General features: G+C 69.3%; 20 protein-coding genes and 1 pseudogene. 7 read left to right on the forward strand and 14 right to left on the reverse strand.

Translation table 11 applies throughout. The annotated features are described in order from the left end of the window. Positions 1–249 precede the first annotated feature (249 nt). From ABIC30_RS09180 to ABIC30_RS09195, 4 genes and pseudogenes are all read right to left on the reverse strand, one after another. A pseudogene (locus ABIC30_RS09180) lies at positions 250–343 on the reverse strand (isocitrate lyase/phosphoenolpyruvate mutase family protein); the annotation flags it as partial. A 177-nt stretch (positions 344–520) separates the two neighbouring features. Continuing rightward, positions 521–1,255, reverse strand: coding sequence for an ABC transporter ATP-binding protein (locus ABIC30_RS09185; RefSeq protein WP_020092029.1), 735 nt, complete (start codon positions 1,253–1,255; stop codon positions 521–523). Then, the gene (locus ABIC30_RS09190; RefSeq protein WP_020092028.1) at positions 1,236–1,973 is read right to left on the reverse strand and encodes an ABC transporter permease; all 738 of its coding nucleotides are present in this window, start codon (positions 1,971–1,973) and stop codon (positions 1,236–1,238) included. The genes ABIC30_RS09185 and ABIC30_RS09190 overlap by 20 nt, the downstream gene beginning before the upstream one ends. A gap of 60 nt (positions 1,974–2,033) precedes the next feature. After that, positions 2,034–3,014, reverse strand: coding sequence for an ABC transporter substrate-binding protein (locus ABIC30_RS09195; RefSeq protein WP_020092027.1), 981 nt, complete (start codon positions 3,012–3,014; stop codon positions 2,034–2,036). 184 nt (positions 3,015–3,198) lie between these two features. Between ABIC30_RS09195 and ABIC30_RS09200 the strand changes: the two genes are divergently transcribed. Next, positions 3,199–3,576 carry a 4a-hydroxytetrahydrobiopterin dehydratase gene (locus ABIC30_RS09200; RefSeq protein ID WP_020092026.1) on the forward strand — a complete coding sequence of 126 codons (378 nt, stop codon included), beginning with the start codon at positions 3,199–3,201 and terminating at the stop codon, positions 3,574–3,576. Between the two features lie 15 nt (positions 3,577–3,591). On the opposite strand, the gene ABIC30_RS09205 is transcribed toward ABIC30_RS09200, so the two are convergent. The 4 genes from ABIC30_RS09205 to ABIC30_RS09220 form a co-directional block, all read right to left on the reverse strand. After that, on the reverse strand, positions 3,592–3,813 hold the full coding sequence (locus ABIC30_RS09205; protein WP_020092025.1) for a hypothetical protein: 222 nt from the start codon (positions 3,811–3,813) through the stop codon (positions 3,592–3,594). A gap of 178 nt (positions 3,814–3,991) precedes the next feature. Continuing rightward, positions 3,992–7,057 carry an efflux RND transporter permease subunit gene (locus ABIC30_RS09210; protein ID WP_020092024.1) on the reverse strand — a complete coding sequence of 1,022 codons (3,066 nt, stop codon included), beginning with the start codon at positions 7,055–7,057 and terminating at the stop codon, positions 3,992–3,994. A 22-nt stretch (positions 7,058–7,079) separates the two neighbouring features. Further along, positions 7,080–8,177: an efflux RND transporter periplasmic adaptor subunit gene (locus ABIC30_RS09215; RefSeq protein WP_020092023.1), complete on the reverse strand. Its 1,098-nt coding sequence runs from the start codon at positions 8,175–8,177 to the stop codon at positions 7,080–7,082. Further along, positions 8,174–9,277, reverse strand: a complete 1,104-nt coding sequence (locus tag ABIC30_RS09220) for an efflux RND transporter periplasmic adaptor subunit (RefSeq protein WP_020092022.1) — start codon at positions 9,275–9,277, stop codon at positions 8,174–8,176. The genes ABIC30_RS09215 and ABIC30_RS09220 overlap by 4 nt, the downstream gene beginning before the upstream one ends. Positions 9,278–9,374: 97 nt before the next feature. Between ABIC30_RS09220 and ABIC30_RS09225 the strand changes: the two genes are divergently transcribed. After that, the gene (locus ABIC30_RS09225; RefSeq protein WP_020092021.1) at positions 9,375–9,938 is read left to right on the forward strand and encodes a TetR/AcrR family transcriptional regulator; all 564 of its coding nucleotides are present in this window, start codon (positions 9,375–9,377) and stop codon (positions 9,936–9,938) included. Positions 9,939–9,948: 10 nt separating this feature from the next. Here ABIC30_RS09225 and ABIC30_RS09230 read toward each other — a convergent pair whose 3' ends face one another. From ABIC30_RS09230 to ABIC30_RS09240, 3 genes are read right to left on the reverse strand one after another with little or no spacing between them, the layout of a single operon-like run. Further along, positions 9,949–11,013, reverse strand: a complete 1,065-nt coding sequence (locus ABIC30_RS09230) for a sensor histidine kinase (RefSeq protein ID WP_354454749.1) — start codon at positions 11,011–11,013, stop codon at positions 9,949–9,951. Next, positions 11,010–11,462: a response regulator gene (locus ABIC30_RS09235; RefSeq protein ID WP_020092019.1), complete on the reverse strand. Its 453-nt coding sequence runs from the start codon at positions 11,460–11,462 to the stop codon at positions 11,010–11,012. Before ABIC30_RS09235 ends, ABIC30_RS09230 begins: the two co-directional genes overlap by 4 nt. Further along, the gene (locus ABIC30_RS09240; RefSeq protein ID WP_103984767.1) at positions 11,462–13,342 is read right to left on the reverse strand and encodes an MHYT domain-containing protein; all 1,881 of its coding nucleotides are present in this window, start codon (positions 13,340–13,342) and stop codon (positions 11,462–11,464) included. The genes ABIC30_RS09235 and ABIC30_RS09240 overlap by 1 nt, the downstream gene beginning before the upstream one ends. Before the next feature lie 438 nt (positions 13,343–13,780). On the opposite strand from ABIC30_RS09240, the gene ABIC30_RS09245 reads away from it, so the two are divergent. Continuing rightward, positions 13,781–14,473: a hypothetical protein gene (locus ABIC30_RS09245; RefSeq protein ID WP_020092017.1), complete on the forward strand. Its 693-nt coding sequence runs from the start codon at positions 13,781–13,783 to the stop codon at positions 14,471–14,473. Between the two features lie 5 nt (positions 14,474–14,478). On the opposite strand, the gene ABIC30_RS09250 is transcribed toward ABIC30_RS09245, so the two are convergent. Beyond that, the gene (locus ABIC30_RS09250; RefSeq protein WP_012319741.1) at positions 14,479–14,757 is read right to left on the reverse strand and encodes a hypothetical protein; all 279 of its coding nucleotides are present in this window, start codon (positions 14,755–14,757) and stop codon (positions 14,479–14,481) included. Positions 14,758–15,228: 471 nt separating this feature from the next. Here ABIC30_RS09250 and frc point away from each other — a divergent pair, with 471 nt between their 5' ends. Together frc and ABIC30_RS09260 are read left to right on the forward strand one after the other, a co-directional pair. Beyond that, a complete protein-coding gene (gene frc / locus ABIC30_RS09255; RefSeq protein WP_020092016.1) occupies positions 15,229–16,506 on the forward strand; it encodes a formyl-CoA transferase in 1,278 nt (425 codons plus the stop codon). 189 nt (positions 16,507–16,695) lie between these two features. Further along, complete coding sequence (locus tag ABIC30_RS09260) at positions 16,696–17,628, forward strand: methionyl-tRNA formyltransferase (RefSeq protein ID WP_020092015.1); 933 nt, start codon at positions 16,696–16,698, stop codon at positions 17,626–17,628. 12 nt (positions 17,629–17,640) lie between these two features. On the opposite strand, the gene ABIC30_RS09265 is transcribed toward ABIC30_RS09260, so the two are convergent. Together ABIC30_RS09265 and oxlT are read right to left on the reverse strand one after the other, a co-directional pair. Continuing rightward, positions 17,641–18,312: a class II aldolase/adducin family protein gene (locus ABIC30_RS09265; protein WP_020092014.1), complete on the reverse strand. Its 672-nt coding sequence runs from the start codon at positions 18,310–18,312 to the stop codon at positions 17,641–17,643. A 113-nt stretch (positions 18,313–18,425) separates the two neighbouring features. Next, complete coding sequence (gene oxlT, locus ABIC30_RS09270) at positions 18,426–19,703, reverse strand: oxalate/formate MFS antiporter (RefSeq protein ID WP_020092013.1); 1,278 nt, start codon at positions 19,701–19,703, stop codon at positions 18,426–18,428. Positions 19,704–20,181: 478 nt separating this feature from the next. On the opposite strand from oxlT, the gene ABIC30_RS09275 reads away from it, so the two are divergent. Then, the gene (locus ABIC30_RS09275; RefSeq protein WP_020092012.1) at positions 20,182–20,874 is read left to right on the forward strand and encodes a GntR family transcriptional regulator; all 693 of its coding nucleotides are present in this window, start codon (positions 20,182–20,184) and stop codon (positions 20,872–20,874) included. 398 nt (positions 20,875–21,272) lie between these two features. Beyond that, complete coding sequence (locus ABIC30_RS09280) at positions 21,273–21,419, forward strand: hypothetical protein (RefSeq protein ID WP_020092011.1); 147 nt, start codon at positions 21,273–21,275, stop codon at positions 21,417–21,419. Positions 21,420–21,500: the final 81 nt, after the last annotated feature.

The raw sequence follows: 21,500 nt of genomic DNA on the forward strand, positions 1-21,500 counted from the left end.
TGGATTCGACAAGGCTCCGCGGCCGGCCGGTGCGACGAGGGCACCGGTATAGCGGCGGCGTTCCCGTCCGTATCGCGATGCGATGACAAACCGTGCCGCCCGGTCCTTCGCCGCGACTCGCGTATCCGGGCCGATCGGCGCCCGCTCGCCGCAGGATCGCCCGCCGTGCGGCAGCGATCCCGAGCGGTCGCGCCTGCCGCGGCTCTTCCGCCATGTAGGCTTTCGCCCCGCTGCCCGACACGGCCTCCGCCGCGTCGCTGAAGGTGCCGCGTTCCAGCACCTCCCGCGCCGCGTGCGCGAGACCGCCGAGGGCCGCCCGCGCGAACGACCTGCCGACACTGATCCCCACCTCCCTCGAGCGACCCTACGCCGCTCGGGTCCCGCGGGGAGATGGCCTACCTGGCCGGGGATCGTCCGAGGTTGAGATGGAGGGAGGTTCAACGATCCGTTCGGGAGGCGCGCTGAACGCAGTGGCCGACCTGGACCGATTGCATCGGCCGAACGGCCGGCGCGACACGCGTCACTGCGCGATGATCTCCGGATGCCGCGCGGCGAGGTTCGCCCGCGTCGCCTCGGCCCAGGCGCGGTCGCGTTCCCGGCGCGGCCGGTCGAGGCGGACGTCGGCGATGAGACTGGCCGGGCGCCGCGACACGAGGAGCAGCCGGTCTGCGATCCCGATCGCCTCGGCGACGTTGTGCGTCACCATCAGCACGCTCATGCCGGCCCGGTCCACCGTGTCCACCACGAGGCCGCGCAGTTCCGCGGCGGCGGCGTCGTCGAGGGACACGAACGGTTCGTCGAGGACGAGGACGCGCGGGCCGTCGGCCAGGGCGCGCGCCAGCGCCACGCGCCGCTGCATGCCCAGCGACAGGGCCTTCGGGTAGCGCGTCCGCCACGCCGTCAGGCCGAGCCGCGCGAACAGATCGTCGAGATCGCGCCCGCGCCGTGCCCGGGGTAGGCCGAGGCGGACGTTGTGCTCGACGCTGCGCCAGGGCAGCAGCCGCGGCTCCTGGAACACGATGCCCGCCCGGTCCGCGCCGGAGACGCGGCCCTCGAAGGCGGTGTCAAGGCCGAGCAGGATCCGCAGGGTGGTGGTCTTGCCGGCGCCCGACGGCCCGATCAGGCAGACGATCTCCCCGGCGCCGACGCCGAAGGTCAGGTTCCGGACGGCCTCGACCGCCTCGGCCCGGGCGGGCCGGTACCATTTCGACGCGATCGCGACTTGGAGGACGGGCTCAGCGCCAGCGACGGACATAGGCTTCGAGCCGCTGGAGGAGGAGGACGTCGATGCCGATCATCACGGCCATGAAGACGAGGCTGTAGCCGATGATGGCCGCCACGTCGGTGCTCTGGACGAAGTAGTAGTTGATCGCGAAGCCGACCCCGTCCGGGCGCCCGAGCAGCTCCACGACAAGCACGATCTTCCAGGCGAGCGAGAGGCCCGACCGCGCCGCCGTGACCATGTAGGGCTGGAGCTGCGGGATCAGGATGTCGCGGGCCCAGCTGCGCCGGTCGAGCCGGTAGGCGCGAGCCATCTCGTCGAGCCCGGGATCGAGATTCCGCGCGCCCTCGCGCACGATCACCGCGACGTTCGGCAGCTTGTTGAGCACCACCGCCAGGATCGCGGCGGTCTCGGTGAGGCCGACCCAGACATAGGCCAGGACCGTGATCACCAGGGCAGGCGTGTTCAGGAGGACGAGCAGCGGCGTGTCGAGGGTGACGTCGGCGGCCTTGGACCGTCCGAGCGCGACGCCGAGGAGGACGCCGAGGACCATCGCCACGGTGAAGGAGATCGCCACGCGGAGCAGCGTCATGCCCACGTTGTGCGCGAGGTCGCCGCGCTCCGCCTCCTGAACGATGAAGCGCAGCACCGCGAGGGGCGCCGGCAGCAGGCGGGAGCCCGCCTCCATCGCGGCGAACTGCCAGGCGGCGAGGAGCACGGCCAGGGACGCGATACGGGTCAGCGCGCCCATGCGGTCCCGATGATCCTGATAGTCTTGACGGTCGACACGCGCGCCCGCCGGGCGGCCGCCTCAACCATTGCGGCCGATGTAGTAGAGGTCCGGCGGGAGCGCGTTGCCCTTTCCGACGAGGCGGGCGCCGCCGAGCCGCGCCATCACCGCGTAGAGCTTCTCGGCGTCGGCGCGCTCCTCCGCGATGGAGCGGCGCGGAATGCCGGCCAGGAAATCGTGCTTCAGAGCCTCGAAGGTCGCCTCGTCCTCCGCCGCCATCAGCGGGCGCACGATCTCCCACGTGCTCGGGTCGGAGGCGAGCATGTCCTTGGCGGCCCGCGAGGCCCGGGCGAAGGCCGCCACGGCCGCGGGCTTCTCCTTCACGGTGGCGTCCTGGAACAGGTAGCCGATCAGCGCCACGTCGCCCGGGACCCCAAGGGCGTGCATGATGTCCTCGGCCCCGACCAGCTGCCGATAGCCCTTGGCCTTGAGGCGGGCGCAGTAGGTCCAGTAGGTCAGCGCCGCGTCGAGGGCGCCCTGCTCCAGCTTCAGCGTGATCAGAGGCGGGGCGCCGTAGGCGATCTCGGCGGCCTGCTCGAGGTCGATGCCGGCCGCGTCCTTGGCCTGTGCCCGGAGGAGGAGCCAGTTCTTGTCCAGGGGGCCACCCGCCACCCCGAGGCGCTTGCCCGCGAGATCCTTGAGGCTCTTCACCGGGCTGCCGCCCGGCACCATCACGCCGCCCTCGGAGGTCGAGTACGGGATGAAGCGGACCGCCTGGCCGTCGTTGCCGAGGCGGGCAGCCCAGAGCAGGTCGCCGATGATCGTGTCGACCTGCCCGCCGATGAAGCTGATCCGGGCCGCGTCGTTGCCGGCGAGCTTGACCGCGTCGAGCTCGAAGCCGTTGGCCGTGTCGAGGCCGCGGGCCTTGATCACCGCCGCCTCCCAGGTAGACGTGCCGAAGGGCAGGCTGCCGAGGCGGATCGTCGGCACGTCGGCGCGCGCCGCCCGCAGGCCGAGGCCGCCGAGCAGGCCCCCGGCGAGCATCGCGCGCCGTGACAGCATCACGCCTTCTCCCATCGTATTGCGCAGTCTTCAGCGGCGGCAGACTGGAGTGCCGATCGAGCCGGACGCCATTGCCAAAAGGTCATAGGGCTCACATCGGTTTCCGTCCACCGCGGCAAACACGCTTGCGCGCAACCGGCCGCGGCGGCACCCTCGGCAGCGACGGTTTCATCGGAGATGGATCATGAGCGAGCGACGCGAGGGCGCACTGGACGACGCGACCGTGGAGGCGCGGCTGAAGGCCGAGCTGCCCGCCTGGCGGCTGGAGGACGGGTGGATCCGGCGCACCTACAAGACGTCCGGCTGGAAGAGCACCCTGATGGTGATCAACACGGTCGGCCACCTCGCCGAGGCGGCGTGGCACCATCCGGACATCACGGCCTCCTACGCCTGGGTCGAGGTCCGGCTGATGAACCACGCGGCCAAGGGCATCACCGACAAGGATTTCGCCCTCGCCCGGAAGATCGAGGAGGTCGTCTCCTGGCAGCCGGGCCTGGAGGGACAGGGGCTCGAGGGCACCCCGACCGATCCGCGCTTCGCCTACATCAAGTACGAGAAGTAGCGGCCGCCGCGTGCGTCACCGCGGCTCCTTCACCCGGCGGCACTCCGTCTTCAGGTAGGCGGTCTTGCCGATCTCCTCGCGCAGCTCGGTGCGGGCGATGATCTCCTGCCAGCCGGTGGCGCAGCCGAGTTCGTTGGCGACCCGGACCTTGCGGACCTCGAGCGCCTGGGCGTCCGTGCAGGACTCCTGCGCGATCCCGTTGGCGCAGACCAGGACGACGGCGATGAAGGCGTTCATGGGCGGGACGGTCCTCGTTTCCGTCGCACCCTACGCGCCGGAACACCGTCGGGTTTCCGGCGGTGTGGCCCCGCTCGCGTGAAATATCGTCACGGTCGGCCCGCCCTGAGGGGGCGGAGGGGCGGGCCGACCGTTTCTCGCAGCGCCCGCGGGCGCCGCGATCGCGTGAGCCGGCCGATCAGCCGGCGTGGGCCGCCGGCGCGCCGCCCGTCTCCGGGCGGATACGGTAGCAGCCGACGTAGAGCGCGGGCAGGAACAGGAGCGTCAGGAAGGTCGCCGCCAGGATCCCGCCGATCATCGCGAAGGCCATCGGCCCCCAGAACACCTCGCGGGCGATGGGGATCAGGCCCAGGCTCGCCGCGGCCGCAGTCAGGAGGATGGGCCGCATGCGGTGGTGGGTCGCCTCGAAGACCGCCTGCCAGGGCGCCATCCCCTCGGCCCGGAACTCCTCGATCTGGCTCACCAGGATCACCGCATTGCGGATGATGATCCCGATGAGCGCCAGGATGCCCAGGATGGCGACGAAGCCCATCGGCTTGTCGAACAGGAGCAGCGCCGGCACCACGCCGATCAGGCCGAGCGGTGCCACGGTGAAGACGAGGAGCATCCGGCCGAAGCTCTGGAGCTGCATCATCAGCAGGAACGCCATGGCCAGCAGCATGACCGGGACCACGGCCGCGATCGGGCCCTGGCCCTTGGCGGATTCCTCGACGGCGCCGCCGGTCTGGACCGTGTAGCCCTCCGGGAGCGCCTTGATGAAGGCGTCGAGACCGGGCTGCAGGGCGGCCACGATGGTGGCCGGCTGGGTCGCGTCGTGGATCGTGGCGCGCACCGTCACGGTCGGGAGGCGGTCCCGGCGCCAGACGATCGGCTGCTCGAGATCGTAGCCGATCCGCGCGAAGGCGAGCACCGGCACCACCGTGCCATTCGCGAGACCGACCTGCAGCGACTGCAGGGTGTCCAGCGACGACCGCTCGGCGGCGCGGGCGCGGCCGACGACGTTGACGAGGTAGATCGAGTCCCGGACCTGCGTGATCGCCTGGCCGCCCTCGATCCCGTTCAGGATGCCGGCGACGTCCTGGCTGGTGACGCCGAGCTGGCGCGCCTTGTCCTGGAGGATCTCGACCCGCAGGACCTTGCCGGGCTCGTTCCAGTCGAAGGTCGGCACGTCGAGGCGCTTGTCGGCCGCGACCACGTTGGCGAGGTCGAGCGACAGGCGGCGCACCGTCTCCATGTTCGGGCCGCTGAGGCGGTACTGCACCGGCCGGCCCACGGGCGGCCCGAGGCTCAGGGGCTGCACCAGCACGTCGGTGCCGACGAAGTCGCGCAGGCCGATGGTCTGCAGGCGCGCCATCACGCGGTCGCGCACCTCCAGCGACTTTGTGACGATGACGATCTGGCCGAAGAAAGCGTTGGCGAGCTGCTGATCGAGCGGGAGGTAGAAGCGCACCGCGCCCTCGCCGACGTAGGACGACCAGCTCGTCACGTCCGGATCGTCCTTCAGGTTCGCCTCGAACCGGTCCATCTGCGCCCGGGTCTCGGCGATGGTGGCGTTCTGCGGAAGGGTCAGGTCGACCAGCACCTCGGACCGGTCCGAGGACGGGAAGAACTGCTGCTGAACGTGCCCCATCCCGACGATGGCCGCCGCCATCAGCCCGAGGCAGACCACCACCGTCGTCCAGTGCCAGCGCATGGCGAGCCGCAGCGCCCAGACGAACAGGCGCGTGAAGATCCCCTCCTTCTCCGTGTGGTGCTTCATGGTCTTCGGCAGGAGCGTGACACCGACAAGCGGCGCGAACAGGACCGCCACGACCCAGGAGACCAGCAGCGAGGCCGCGATCACCACGAACAGCGAGTAGGTGTACTCGCCGGCGCCGGAGCCGTTGAAGCCGATCGGCAGGAAGCCCGCCACCGTCACGAGCGTCCCGGTCAGCATCGGGAACGCCGTCGACGTGTACGCGAAGGTGGCGGCCTTCCGCAGCGTGTCGCCCCGCTCCAGGCGGGCCACCATCATCTCGACGGTGATCATGGCGTCGTCGACGAGGAGGCCCAGCGCGATGATCAGCGCGCCGAGGGAGATGCGCTGGAGGGTGACGTCCATGATCTGCATGACGACGAAGACGATCGCCAGCACGAGCGGGATCGACACCGAGACGACGAGGCCGGCCCGGACGCCGAGGCTCACGAAGCTCACCCCCAGCACGATGATGACGGCCTCGACCAGCGCCTGGGTGAAGCCGCCGACCGCGTGCTCGACCTGCTTGGGCTGGTCCGACACGAGATGGACGCCGACACCGAGCGGCAGGGTGGCCTCGATGGCGCGCATGCGCTCCTTCAGGGCCTCTCCGAAATGCAGCAGGTTGGCGCCCGGACGCATCGCGATGGCGAGGCCGATCGCGGGCTTGCCGTCCACCCGGAACAGCGGTGCGGGCGGATCCTCGTAGCCGCGGCTGATCTCGGCGATGTCGGCGAGGCGGAAGAAGCGGTCATTGACCCGCAGGTTGAAGTCCTGGAGCGAGGCCTCGGAGGCGAAGGAGCCGCTGACCCGCAGCGAGATGCGCTCCGGCCCGGCCTGCACCACGCCGGAGGCCGAGACCGCGTTCTGCGCCTGCAGGGCCTTGATCAGGGCCTGGAAATCAATGCCGTAGCCGGCGAGCTTCCGGGTGGAGAAGTCGAGGTAGATCGTCTCGTCCTGCGTGCCGATCAGCTGGGTCTTGCCGATATTGGGCACCCGCAGGACCTCGGTGCGGATGCCCTCGACGTAGTCGCGCAGCTGCCGGTGCGTCAGGCCGTCGGCCGTGAACGCGTAGATATTGCCGTAGACGTCGCCGAACTCGTCGTTGAAGAACGGACCCTGCACGCCCTCCGGGAACTGACCCTTGATGTCGCCGAGCCGCTTGCGGACCTGGTAGAAGGCCGGCTGGATCTCGTTCTTCTTGAGCGTGTCGCGGAACTGGACGAAGACTGTCGACGATCCGGGCGTCGTGTAGCTGCGGACGAAGTCGAGGCCGTTGAGCTGCTGAAGCTCCTTCTCGACCCGGTCGGTGACCTGATCGAGGGTGTCCTTGATGGTCGCGCCGGGCCACGTGGTCTGCACCACCATGGTCTTGATGGTGAAGGGCGGATCCTCCTCACGGCCGAGGCGGGTGTAGGCCATCAGGCCCGCGATCAGCGAGACCAGCATGAGGAACCAGACGAACGAGCGGTGCCCGAGCGCCCAGTCGGAAAGGTTGAAGTCCTTCACGCGAAAACCCCGTGCGGCCGGATCAGACGGCGCCGTCGGTCAGGCGCACGGCCTGGCCTTCCTTGATGACGTGGACGCCCGCGACCACGACGCGCTCGCCGGCCTTCAGGCCGGCGACGACCGCGACGCGGCCGTCCTCGGCGTTGTCCCGCGCCGCCACGGTGACGTCGCGGCGCGCTACCGACTTCCCGTCGGGCGAGACGACCCAGACCGAGCGGCGGTCACCGTCCTCAAGCAGCGCCGAGGCGGGCAGAAGGACGGTGGGCGCGACCTTGCGCATGAGCGACACGTTGATGGTCGCGCCGAGCCGGAAGGCCGGGCCGGGATCGTCCAGGGTGATCCGGATGCGCTTGGACCGCGTCCCCGACTCGGCGAGGGGCGCGATCTCGCGGACGCGCCCGCGCGCCGTCAGCTCCGGAGCGCTCTGGAGCGCGACGGTGAACACGCCGTCCGACGGCAGAGCCCCGACATGGGCCTCGGGAATGTCGACCACCGCCTCGCGAACGTCGGGCCGCGCCACGGTCACGACGCCCTGGCCGGCGCTGAGCACTTGGCCGACTTCGGCGAGGCGCTGGGTCACGACACCGTCGAACTCGGCCTTCAGCTCAGTGTAGTCCATCTGGTCGCGGGCCTTCTGGAGGCTCGCCATCGCCTGATCCACCCGGGCCCGGGCGGTCTCGCGCTTGGCGACAGCCTGGTCGAGCGTCGCCTGGGAGACGGCGTTGCCGGTCATCAGGCGCCGGGTCCGCGACTCCGCGGCCTCTGCGTTCTCGGCCTGCGCCTTCGCGTCGGCCAAGTCGGCCTCGGCGCGGGTCAGGTCGAAACGGGTCACGATGGTGTCGAGGGCCGCGAGGCGCTGGCCGCGGGTGACGAGGTCGCCGATCGTCACGTCCCGCGCGACCATGCGCCCGGGGATCTGAAAGCCGAGCTGCGCCTGGTAGCGCGGCTCGATCGTGCCGGCGAACGGCCCGAACGTGACGGTGTCACTCGGTACGACAACCTGCGTCAGCACCGGACGGACCGGGGCCGCCGCGGCCTCGCCTCCCTCCTCGCCGTGACCGTTGCACCCGGCCAGTGCCGTCGCGAGGAGGCCCAGGACGAGATACGCGCGCGCTGTCATGGGCGGTCTCCGATCTCGGCGGCCGCGACCGTCTGGCCGGGACGCAGGAACTGGATGCCGGCGATGACCACGCGCTCGCCCGGCTCGACGCCGCGCTTCAGCGCGATGATATCGGGGCCGAAGCGATCGATCTCCACCGCGCGGACCGAGACGGTCTTCCGGTCCGGATCGTAGACCCACACCGAGGGCTTCCCGTCGTAGCGGTAGAGCGCCGACCAGGGCAGGATCACCGATTCGTGCGGCGCGAAGCGCCCGCGACCGATCACGACGGCGCCGAGCCCCATGGCGTCGGGCGTCGACTTAAGGCCGATCTTGACCCGCACCGTGCCGCTGGCGGCATCCACGGTGGGAGAGATCTCCCGCACGGTCCCGACCGCGGTGACGGACGGGTCCGACTGCAGCGCCACCGCGACGGTGTCGCCGGCCGGCGGCTGGGCCAGCAGCGATTCGTAGACGTTGAAGACCGCGTCGCGGGGCCCGTCCTGCGCGACGACCAGCACGGTCTGGCCCGACTGGACCACTTGGCCGACCTCGAAGCTGCGGCTCGTCACCACGCCGGACACGCCCGCGCGCAGCTCGGTATAGGAGAACTGCTCCTGCGCGGTTCCCAGCGCCGCCTTGGCCGAGTCGACCGCCGCCTGCGTGGTGCGCAGCTCCTGCTCGGCGTTGTCGTAGGTCGAGCGGGTCGTGAAGCCGCCGGCCAGGAGCTGCTTCTGGCGCTCGTACGACATCTTCGCCTGCGTGAGCAGCGCCTCGGCCGAAGCCAGGGCGGCCTTGGCGTTGTCGAGATTCGCCTGCTGCGTCAGGGGTTCGAGGACGGCGAGGACCTGATTGGCCGTGACGTGGTCGCCGATCTCGACGCGCCGCTCGGCGACCTTCCCGTTCGTTCGGAACGAGACGTTGACCTGCGCCTGGGCCTGGACGTCGCCGGTCACCACCACGTCGAGCGCCATCGGTGTGCGACGCGCCTGCACGACCCGCACGCGCGCCACGGCGGAGTCGAGCGCCGTCTCGGGCGCGGCCTGGGCGCACCCGATCCACGCGAGCGCGGTTAACATCAGCAGCGCGGATGCGGATGGAAGGAAGGCGATGCGGTTCATGCGATCGACCGTGTCGGCGCGACTCGTGCGAATTGCGTGGCGCGTTCCTACGCCATCCGTTACATACCGTCCAGACGGTTTTTAGTGCAGGTCCGTGATGCAGGCGAAGCGACAGCGACTGGCGGCGCGCCCCGAGATCATCCTGGAGGCGGCCGCGGCCGTTCTCCTGAAGGGAGGCGTCCGCGGGCTGACCATCGACGCGGTCGCGGCCGAGGCCGGGCTGAGCAAAGGCGGCGTCCTGCACCATTACGCGTCGAAGGACGCCCTGGTGGGGGCGCTGGTCGCCCGCAAGCTCGCGGACGTGCGCGCGGAGATCGACGCCTGCGCGCGGGAGATACCGGCCGGCCCGTCGCAGCTTCCCAGGGCGATGGTGGCGCATATCCGCGGGCACTACTGCGACGACAACGAAGCGGCGCGCGCACTCCTGCTGGCATCGATGGAGTCACCGGAGGCGCAGAAAGACTTCCAGGCGTTCGTCGCGGATCAGCTGGACCAGCTCGGACGGATCGAGGGCGCTCCCCCGGGCGAGGGCTCCGTCCTGTACTTCGCCATCCTCGGTCTGTTCATGAGCCGGGCGCTGGGCTTCCAGCAACTCGACGAGGACGCCCTGGCGCCGATGCTCGAGGCCCTCGACCGCATCGCCGGGCGAGCCGGCGGCTAGATCCGGACGCTCAGGCCTGGAACGCGAGGACGGCGCGCGTCCCGGCGCTTCGGGGGGCATACGACAGGGCCGAGCGCAGGTTCGACGCCATGGCGCGCACGATGCGCGACCCGAGACCGGTGCCGCGGACCTCGCCCTCCCCGGTCCAGCCGATACCGTCATCCTCGACGGCGAGCAGCACGGTGTCGGCGGCGTCCCGCTCGACCGCGACGCGGATCTCGCCCGACGTGCCGACCGGGTAGGCGTACTTGTAGGCGTTGGTCACGAGTTCGGTCACGACAACGCCGACCGACACGGCCTTGTCGGTCGAGAGCCGCACCGGCACGGCACGAAGGCGGATCGCGTGGTCGCGCCCGCTCGCCCGCATGGCGGCCTGCAACTCCTCGACCAAGCTCTGCAGGTAGGCGTCGAGCTCGACGGATTCGACGTCGTCGGACGTGTAGAGGCGGCGGTGGATGCCGGCGATCGCCGAGATCCGGGCCTGCATCTCGTCGAGCGCCGCCTTGGCGGCCGGGTCCGTGACGGCGTTGCGCTGCATGTGCGCCAGGGCGGCGACGAGGGCCAGGGAGTTGGCCACGCGGTGGTTGACCTCGCGCAGCAGCAGCTCGGCGCGGTCGCGCGCCTCGCGCATCTCGGCCTCGGCCCGCTCCTTGTCGCGCCGCAGGCTCTCCTGCCGGAGGGCGGTGGCGACGGCCTCGCCGAGCAGCTCGCGGAACTGACCCTGGACGTCCTTCCAGACGTAGTCCACAGCTCCGGCCTTCAGGGCCGCCACGGCGACGCGGCTGTCCTCGGAGCCGGTCACGTAGATGACCGGCGGCGCCTCGGGCAGCGCGCGGATCTCGGGCAGCAGGTCGAGGCCCGTCTGTCCCGGCATGTGGTGGTCGAGGGCGACGGCGTCGATCCCGCCCTGGGCGAGCCGCGCCAGCCCCGCCGCGCCGTCGGGACAGAGCTCGACCGCGTAGCCGCGCGCCTCGAGGGCGCGCCGGACCAGGCGGCCGAGGCCGGGATCGTCGTCGATGTAGAGGATGCGTGCCGCCGCGGCGGTGCCGTCCCCGCTGGCACGCCGAGCAGTCATGGGTTCTGCGGAACCTGCATGACCGAGAAGAACAGACCGAGCTGGCGGATCGCGTTCGCGAAGCCGTCGTAGCTCACCGGCTTAGTGATGTAGACGTTGGCCCCGAGGTCGTAGCAGCGCTGGATCTCGCGGCTGTCGTCCGTCGTGGTCAGGACCACCACCGGGGACCGACGCGTGTGCGGGTTCGCCTTCACCTTCTCGAGGATGTCGAGGCCGGTCATGTCCGGCAGGTTGAGGTCGAGCAGGATCAGCAGGTGCCGTCGGGCGCTCGCCTCGCCGGAGCCGTCCGGCCCGAGCAGATAGTCCAGCGCCGAAGTGCCGTTGCGGAACGGCACGATGTCGTTGTTGACGCCGGCGCGTCGGATGTTGCGCTCGATCAGGCGCGCATGGCCCTCGTCATCCTCGATCATCACGATGCTGACGGGGTGCACGGGCCGCTCCACGCTCATTAGGCGGCGATGGGCGCCGGTTCGGGGTCGATCCGGACCGCTGTAGCTGTCCCGTGCGGCAAGGTCACGTCGAACGTCGTGCCCACACCGAGTTCTGAACGGATCTCGATCCGGCCCCCGAACGAGCGCACCAGCGCCTTCACGTGGGCGAGACCGATCCCCTCGCCCGGGCGGTCCTGGGCGCCCGATCGGCGGAAGAGTTCGAAGACGCGGGCATGGTCCCGCGCGGCGATCCCCCGGCCGTTGTCGGCGACGGAGAAGCAGACGCCGCGTTCGCCCACGGCCTTGGCCGTGACGGTGATCCGTCCAGGCCGGCTCGGGTCGAGGTATTTCACGGCGTTGTCCAGCAGGTTGCCGAAGACCTGCTCGATCGCGAGCCGGTCGGCGACGATCTCGGGCAGGTCGCGGGCGATCGTCACCGTGGCCCCGACCGCCTCCGCCTGATGCCGCTGGGCATCGGCCACGCCGCGGAGCACGCCCGTCATGTCGAGGGCCTCGGGCGAGAATTGTCGCCGGCCCTCTCGCGAGAGCTTGAGGATGGCGGCGATCAGCCCCTCCATCCGGTTCACCGCCGCCTTGATGAAGCCGAGCGCCTCGCCGAAATCGGCGTCGAGCCGCTCTGCCGCGGGGTGATCCCGGAGGGCCGCGGCGACCTCGGTCCGGGTCGCCTCCAGCTCGCTCGTGAATCCCATCACGTTGACCAGCGGCGCGCGCAGGTCGTGGCTGACGATGTAGGCGTAGCGCTGGATCTCCTCGTTGGACTCGCGCAGGTCGGCTTCGGCCTGACGCTGCTCGGTGATGTCCGTGTGGACGCCGACCCACTCGCGGATCTCGCCGCGCGCGTCGATGACCGGGATGGCACGGATCGCGAAGTGTCGCCACGTCCCGTCGCGCACCCGAACCCGGTGCTCGTGGACGTAGGTGCGCCGCGCCCGGACGGTCGCGTTCCACGTCTCGACGGAGGCCTCCATGTCGTCGGGATGGACCGCGTCGGCCCAGCCGTAACCCTGATACTCCGCCCGCGTCTGACCGGTGATCGCGCTCCAGCCCGGCTGCTCGCCGAGCATCCGGCCCGTCGCATCGTTAGTCCAGAGCACGCCGCGCACGGCCTGCACGGCGGCCCGGAACCGCGCCTCGCTCGCCTGGAGCTCGCGCTGCACGCGCTGCTGGTCCAGCGACGAGGCGAGCATCGCCAGGAACAGGATGAGGAACGTGGCACCGGCGACGTAGAGGGCGAGGTTCTGCTGAGCCGGAGCGCCGGTCACCGCGTGGGCGGTGTGGGCGCCGCCCGCCTCGGCGGTGATCGTCGCCGCCGCCATGCCGGTGTAGTGCATGCCCGCCACCGCGAGGCCCATCACGCAGGCCGCGACGAGCTTCTGCCAGACGCCGTGTTGCCGGAAGGAGAGCCACAGGGCGGCGGTCGCCGCGGTCACGGCGATCGCCACCGAGAGCGCGATGATCGCCGGGCTATAGGCGAGGTCGCCGGGGATCCGCAGCGCCGCCATGCCGGTGTAGTGCATGCCGGCAACGCCCAGGCCCATCAGCGGGCCGGCGACGAGAAGGCTGCCGGTCCCCTCGCCGACGCGCGCCACCCACAGGAAGGCGGCGCCGGTCGCCGCGACGGCGATCGCGAGGGACAGGAGCGTGAGTCCGGTATCGTAGGCGGCCGGCAGGCCCATCTCGAAGGCCAGCATGCCGATGAAGTGCATCGACCAGATGCCCCCGCCCATGGCGAGGGCGGCGCCGGCGATCCACGGCCAGCGCGGTCCCGCGACGGGCCCGCGGATCCGCGCGCCCAGGTCCAGCGCGGTGTAGGACGCGAAGACCGCGAGGCCGATCGACAGGGCGACCAGCGCCGGATTGTAGCCAGTATGGACCATCGACTGCGATCGACGCGTGAATGAGCCTTCTCGCGATGTATCCCGGGTGATCCGTCGGCGCTATCGCGATTCCGAGACGCATGAAGCTCCCGAACATCGAGCCGCGTCGGCGAGCACCGAGACCGGCGCCGGGACCAGAACGGATCGGCCACCGCGATCGGCATCCCGGTGCGCGCCACACAGGCTCAGGCAAGCAGGGTCAGCGATGATGCACCGCGACCCCCGTCAGACGAGACCGGCAGACAGGATGCGCGCCAGAGGCTGGATGACGGCGACGCTGGCATCCCGGCCGGAATGCCTCGGTGGACAGGCGCGTATCGCCGCCGCTGCGCGGCCGAGCCGCGTCGAAAAAAAACGCGTTCGTCACACAGCGACGGTCTCTCCCGGCGGTCGCGCGCGTTCTAGGTTCTGTTGATCGCTCAACGCGAATGCAGGTTCATGAACGGACACGCCGCGGCACGATTTCCGGACGACCTGCGCGAAGCCCTGGCGCAGGCTCTGTACGATTGCGAGCGGACGGACGGGGAGGATCGCGCCGCCTGGACCGACACGGACCTTGAGGCCCGCCACCCGGGCCTGCGCGAGCGCTATCGCCGATCCGCCGACGCCCTGGCGGCCGGTCCGCTCGCGGACCTGATGGCCGCCCGCCATGCCGACGAGGAGGAACTGCGGGTGCTGCGCCGGCAGAGGATGTCGCCCGAGCGCGAGCGGGAGCTGCTGGAGGCGAACAACCGCCTCGTCGCCCGCGCCGAGGCCGCCGAGACGGCGCGGCACACCGCGGAGGAAGCGCTCGCGACGCTGCGCCGCGAGCGGGATGTCGCGCGGGAAGCCGAGGCGTTCTGGCAGCAATTCGCCTTCGACGCCGACGATCTCGCGACCCGGCGCCTCATCGAGCAGACCGACGCCCGCGCCGAGGCCGAGCGGCGGGCGATCGAGGAGCGTTGCCGACGGGAGCGCGCGGAGGCGGCGCTGCGCCTGTTCGCCGACCGGGCCGACGTCATGCCCAAGGAGGGATGGGCGTCGGAACTGGCGAAGGCCAATCGCGACATCCCGCTCTGGTGGTTCCACGCGGCCCGAGTCGCCCTCGAGCCGCCGGACCTGTCCCGACCGACCGAGGGCGGCGAGGCCTGAACGCCTCAGGCCGCCGCGGGCTGCTTCGCGGGCGTGTCGCGGAACAGAGCCGTACAGCCGGAGCCGCGATGCATGCTCAGGATCGACGCGCGGTCGATCTCCGGGTGCGTCTTGAGCACCTTCTGAACGCAAGCGAGCACCCGCTCGTACTGCGCGGCGTCGTAATTCGGTTCGAGCGGGCTGACGGCGATGTAGGTCTCGACCACCAACACGCGCTCGGCGCGGTCGTGGGCGACGTCGACGGCGATCCAGGACGACTTGATCAGGCTGGTGCTGGCGAGCATGGGCGTTCCTCGTGCAGCGTTACATCGTTTCACCCACGGCCGCGACGCGTATTTCATCCCGCGGCTGGGGCAATTTTGGCGAAATCATGGACCGCCTGTCGGCGAATGCCAAGGGGTCGCCGCCCCGGACCCCCTGCACGCTGTGCAGCGTGTTGAGCGCGAGCCCGCACCGGCTTACGGTCGGCCATCGGCCGGTGCCGGAGGTGTCCACAATAGGCACTCGCATCCGGCAAATGGCATGTGGTATACAAATTGGCGGACTCGTCACCCCGGGTCCGCGTGACGGTGTCGCGATACGACGGGACCGCGCTGTGGGAGGGAGAACAGACATGATCCGTTCGAGGATGGAAGGCCCCTGCCCCTCAGTCGCGGCACGCGCGACACGGGCCCGTGCAGGCATCGAACCGATATCCCGCGCGGCCTGAGCCGCCCTCCGACATCCCCAAACCGACTCCAGCTCCGAGACCGATCATGACCAAGGCCCTCGAAGGCGTCCGCATCCTGGACTTCACCCACGTTCAATCCGGCCCGACCTGTACGCAGCTCCTGGCTTGGTTCGGCGCCGACGTCATCAAGGTCGAGCGGCCGGGCGCGGGGGACGCCACGCGTCAGCAGCTTCAGGACATCCCGGACGTGGACAGCCTCTATTTCACGATGCTGAACCACAACAAGCGGTCGATCACGCTCGACTCGAAGAACCCGAAGGGCAAGGAGGTTCTCTGGCGGCTGATCAAGGAATGCGACGTCCTGGTCGAGAATTTCGCGCCCGGCGCCCTCGCCCGCATGGGCCTGACCTGGGAGAAGATCCATGAGGTCAACCCGCGGATGATCCTGGCCTCCGTGAAGGGCTTCGGTCCGGGCCGCTACGAGGATTGCAAGGTCTACGAGAACGTCGCGCAGTGCGCCGGCGGCTCCGCGTCGACGACGGGCTTCCGCGACGGAATCCCGATGGTGACGGGCGCGCAGATCGGCGATTCCGGCACCGGCCTGCACCTCGCCCTCGGCATCGTCACGGCGCTCTACCACCGGACCCAGAGCGGCCTCGGCCAGAAGGTCGACTGCGCCATGCAGGACGGCGTGCTCAACCTCTGCCGGGTCAAGCTGCGCGACCAGCAGCGTCTCGCGCACGGGCCTCTCAGGGAGTACAGCCAGTTCGGCGAGGGCATCCCGTTCGGCGAGGCGACCCCGCGTGCGGGCAACGATTCCGGTGGCGGCCAGCCTGGCCGGATCCTGCGCTGCAAGGGCTGGGAGCAGGACCCGAACTCCTACATCTACGTCATCACCCAGGCCGCCGTCTGGGAGCCGATCTGCGACATCATCGGTGAGCCGGATTGGAAGACCGATCCGAACTACGCGACCCCGAAGGCCCGCCTGCCGCATCTCAACGAGATCTTCACGCGGATCGAGGCCTGGACGATGAAGGTGTCGAAGTTCGAGGTGATGGACACCCTGAACAAGTACGACATCCCCTGCGGCCCGATCCTGTCGATGAAGGAGATCGCCGAGGACGAGTCCCTGCGGAAGACCGGCACCATCGTGGAGGTCGATCACCCGACCCGCGGCAAGTACCTGACGGTCGGCAACCCCATCAAGCTGTCGGCGAGCCCGAGCGAGGTCACCCGCTCGCCGCTCCTCGGTGAGCACACCGATGAGATCCTGCGCTCCGTGCTCGGCTACTCCGAGGCCGAGGTTGGCGAGATCGCCGAATCTGGCGCGATCGGCGCGGTCCAGAAGATCGCGGCGGAGTGATCGGTCTCCGGCGATCCGGGGGCGAGATCCCGGATCGCCGATGTTACAATCCGGGGGCGTGCGTGAAGCGCGGCCCCGGATTCCGGGTGACGCCGTTCGACAGCCGGGGCACGGTCGCGCCGCCGAGCCCGCGTTCGGTTTGTTTCTCCCCGGCCCCGCTCAGGGTCCGGATGACACCCAGGAGCCTGCATGCGCATCGCCTTCATCGGTCAACAGGATTTCGGAAAAGCGGTCCTGGAGGCGTTCCTCAAACGAGGCGATGAGGTTGCGGCGGTGTTCTGCGCGCCTGAGAAGCCCGGCGCCAAGCCGGACGTCCTCAAGACGGCGGCCGTCGAGAAGGGGCTGACGGTTTTCCAGTTCCCCAGCCTGAAGAGCCCTGAGGCCGAGGACGCCATGCGCGGCCTGAACGCCGATATCGGCGTCATGGCCTACGTGCTCCAGTTCGCGCCGCAGAGCTTCGTCAACATCCCGAAGCACGGCACCATCCAGTATCATCCGAGCCTGCTGCCGCGTTACCGGGGCCCCTCCTCGATCAACTGGCCGATCGCCCGGGGCGAGTTGCAGACCGGCCTGACGATCTTCCGGCCGACCGACGGTCTCGACGAGGGGCCGGTGATCCTGCAGAAATCCTGCCCGATCGGCGCCGACGCGACCCTGGGCGACGTCTACTTCGACAACCTGTTCCCGATGGGCGTCGAGGCCATGCTCGAGGCGGCCGACCTCGTCGTGGCCGGCCAGCATGTCGAGATCGATCAGGACGAGGACGCCGCGAGCTACGAGGGTTGGTTCCGCGGCGCCGAGGCGGAGATCCACTGGTCGGCCCACGCCGAGCAGATCTACAACCTGATCCGCGCGGCGAACCCGGCACCCGGTGCCTGGACCACGCACGACGGCAAGAAGCTCCAGATCTTCGACAGCAGCCTGCATCGGATCCGCAAGCTCGCCGACGTCGTCGGCAAGCCCGGCGAGGTGATCGCCGTCGACGACGAGGGCTTCAGCGTCTGCGCGCAGGGCGGGCGCCTCGAGATCCGCAAGGTCAAGGCGGAGGGCGGCAAGAAGGTCGCGGCCGCCGAGTACGCCCGGGAGGCCGGGCTGGCGGTCGGTCAGTTTCTCGGGCGCTAGGTCACCCGCGCGTCAGGTCGTCTCCGGCGCGGTCGGCCGCGCCGCATTCAGACCGTAGCCGCGGAAGCGCTCGACCGTCGTGCCGATCTCGTCGTCGGACAGGATGATCGGCGTCCCGATCTGCCGCGCGACGGCGTATTGCTGGCAGAGCGTCTCCAGCTCGACGGCGAGCCACAGGGCCTTCTCCAGGCTCGCCCCGGCCGCGATCATGCCGTGATTGGCCAGGAGGCAGACGTTGCGGTCGACGAGCGCCGCGAGGGCGAGGTCCGAGAGTTCCGCGGTGCCGTAGGGCGCGTAGGGCGCGCAGCGTACCGTCGGGCCGCCGAAGGTCGCGATCATGTAGTGGACCGCCGGGATGGCCTCTCCGCACATCGCGAAGGCGGTGCAGTAGACCGGATGCGCGTGGACCACCGCGTGGAATTCCGGACGGGACGCGAGGATGTCCCGGTGGAAGCGCCATTCCGATGACGGCTTCCGATCCGGCGCGTGGGTGCCGTCGAGACCCATCCGGACCACGTCGTCCGGTCCGATCCGTTCGGTGGGCACGCCCGACGGGGTGATCAGGAGCCCGTCGCGGAAGCGCACCGAGACATTGCCCGACGTGCCGCGGTTCAGCCCCTGTGCGTCGAGTGCCCGCGCCGCCGCTACGACGCCCTCGCGCGCGATCCGCTCGTCCCTGTCCATGCCCGATCTCCGGAAGGCCCGGTTCCCGGTATGCAGGAAGCCCGGCGCCGTAAAGACGGCGCCGGGCTTATTCGCTTCGGTTCGGCGCCGCGGCGGCGAGCGATCGGGGCCTGCTACTGCGCCAGCACCGGCGCGAGGCCCGCCTCGGGCTTCTTGGTGTAGGCGGCGCGCATCGGCTTGAGGACGAACAGCGCCAGCAGGGCCGCGAGGATGTTGAGGGCCGCGGCCGCGAGGAACACCGTGTGCCAGCTTCCGGTCATGGTCGTGAGCACGCTGGTGTAGGGAACGATCAGCGCCGCGGTGCCCTTGGCCGTGTAGAGCAGCCCGGCATTGGTCGCCGCGTACTTCGAGCCGAACGTGTCGCCGCAGGTCGCCGGGAACAGCGAGTAGATCTCGCCCCACGCGAAGAACACGAGACCGGTCAGCAGCACGAAGGCGATCGGATTCTGGCCGAACTGGCTCAGCGCGTAGATGCCCAGGCCCTCGATCGCGAAGGACAGGAACATCGTGTTCTCGCGGCCGATATGGTCGGAGACCCAGCCGAAGAACGGGCGCGTCACGCCGTTGAGAACCCGGTCGAGCGTGGCCGCGAAGGTCAGCGCCGGCAGCGTGATCCCCAGGAGCGAGACCGGGACGTCGGCGATCTTGAAGTCCTTGGCGATCGGGCCGAGCTGCGCGGTGGCCATCAGGCCGCCGGCGGCCATCATGACGAACATCGCGTACATGACCCAGAAGATCGGGGTGCGGACCATCTCGGAGGGCTTGTAGTCCCGCTTCGACTGGCTGACCCGGGCGACTTCCGGAACCTGGCCCTTGGCCGGCGCGCGCAGGAACAGGGCGATCAGCATGACGATCACGCCCTGCCCGATCCCGAAGTAGAAGAAGGCCGCCTCGTAGCCCTGGGACTTGATCATCGCCTGGATCGGCACGACCGTGAGTGCCGAACCCGCGCCGAAGCCCATGGCGGTGATGCCGGCGGCCAGGCCGCGGCGGTCGGGGAACCACTTCAGCGAGTTGCCCACGCAGGTACCGTAAACCGCGCCTGCACCGGTGCCGCCGATCGCGGCCGCGATGTAGAGCACGGTGAGCGAGTCCGCGTAGGAATTGATCACCCACGCGACGGCGCAGAGCAGGCCGCCGAACAGCGTGACGATGCGCGGACCGTACTTGTCCACGAACCAGCCCTCGATCGGGACCAGCCACGTCTCGGTGACGACGAACAGCGTGAACGCCACCTGGATCGCCGCGCGATCCCAGCCGTGCCGCTCCTGCATCGGGCTCACGAAGAAGGTCCAGCCGTACTGCATATTGGCAATCATGCACATGCAGACGACGCCGAAGGCGAGTTGCAGCCAGCGGCCGCGCCCAACCGGTTTGACGATCTCGGACATACCGTTCCCTCTTGGCAGTATTCTTGTCGGCGTTCGCGCTCGAACCGGGCTTATGCCCTGCCACGGCGCAGCTTGTCAGAACAACGTGATCGGAATTCTTCGAAAAATTCTTGGCCCGCAGACAAATAATCTCTGCAGTACAGCAGCATCCGACGCCGAGTCGGCCTTGATGTCCGATGGTCGACGGTATGCCAGCAAGATGGTGCTGATTTAATCCCGGGGTGTCAATCAAACCTGCAAAAAAACACAGGTTCGCGACCGGGGATTAAATCGCCTTCCCGAACGTGTCGCGCTAGGCGACGGGTGATGGTCGCGCCGCGGCCAATTTTTCAGGTGCCGAGCGCCGGCAATGGTCACAGGTCTGTGGGACCGCTCCGCGATCGACTAGGATCTCGCAAAGGTTTGGGTTAGGTCGTTTGAGAGCGCACGACAGAGAATGCGTGCGAGACATCATGCGTGTGAGCTGACTGGACGAGGGATGTCGAATTCCGAACCGCTGAGCGTGAAGCCCATCGTCGCCAGCTCCAGTCTCCGGACATTGGCCTACGAGGCGCTCAAGACGGCCATCACCAACATGGACATCTACGGGCGTCCGGACGAGGTGCGGCTCGACGAGCGCAAGCTGTCGCAGGATCTCGGTGTCAGCCGCACCCCGGTGCGGGAGGCCCTGACGGTTCTGGAGCAGGAAGGCTTCGTCCGCTCCGAGGCCCGGCGCGGCGTCTTCGTGATCAAGAAGAACAAGCGCGAGATCGTCAGCATGATCCACGCCTGGACGGCGCTGGAGAGCATGGCGGCACGCCTCGCCTGCGCGCGCGCCACCGACGGCCAGCTCCGCTCGCTGCGCGAATCCTTCCCCGAGTTCTTCGAGGGCCAGCCGTCCGAACACATGGACGAGTATTCGGACGCGAACATCCGATTCCATCAGCGGATCATCGCGCTGGGTCACTGCGAGGCGATCGCCGATCTGACCAGCAATTTGCTCATGCACGTGCGCGGCATCCGCAGCACCGCGCTCCGGCAGGGCGATCGGGCGGAGCGCTCCATCCGGGAGCACGTCGCCATCATCTCGGCGCTCGAAGCCCGTGATGCCGATCTGGCCGAGAGACTCGTTCGCGAGCACGGTCTGGGTCTCGCGCAGCACGTCGACACCTACGGCGATTATCTGGATTGAGCGACCGTTCAGTCCTCGCCTGACGGATCGCCCGGCCCGGACGACACCTCGTGCCTGTGCGGCATGATGATGGGCCAAGGGCGCGAGCGGCGCTCGGGGGGAACCCTCGTTTGCCGCGCCGGCTATCACACAAGCTCAGCACGCGCCTGAATATAAATCGCGCGCAAGCGTTGATGCACTGCAGAACATGTTCGGCGAGGCCACAACCTTTCAAAGCTGATCGGTTGTGCATTTTTATGCATGACTGGGCAACAATCCGAACTTTGTGGGCTCGATCTGCGCGCCCCATGCATGTTCGACATAATCGGTATTCGTAATCTGGCATACCAAGTTGCGCAGCAGCATGGCACGCATTGCGTCGCAACATGAGGCGGTTCCAGACCGCGCCGGAGAATCCGATGATCGCCAGCTTCCTCGCCATCTTTGTCGCCTTCGCCGCCTGCCAGGCGCTGCTCACCGTCAAGTTCGCGGACTTCCTCTCCGCCGACCGTGCCCGGAACACTGTCGAGCCGACCGCCGACGTCGCGAACGCCAAGCTCGCCTGAAGTCAGAGCTGGATCCGCGATACCAGAGAGTGCGTAGGGGTAACGCTTTCCTCAAATTTTACGCGTAGGGTGAACCGATCG

The sequence above is a fragment of the Methylobacterium sp. 1030 genome (genome assembly GCF_040544715.1).
Taxonomy (GTDB): Bacteria; Pseudomonadota; Alphaproteobacteria; order Rhizobiales; family Beijerinckiaceae; genus Methylobacterium.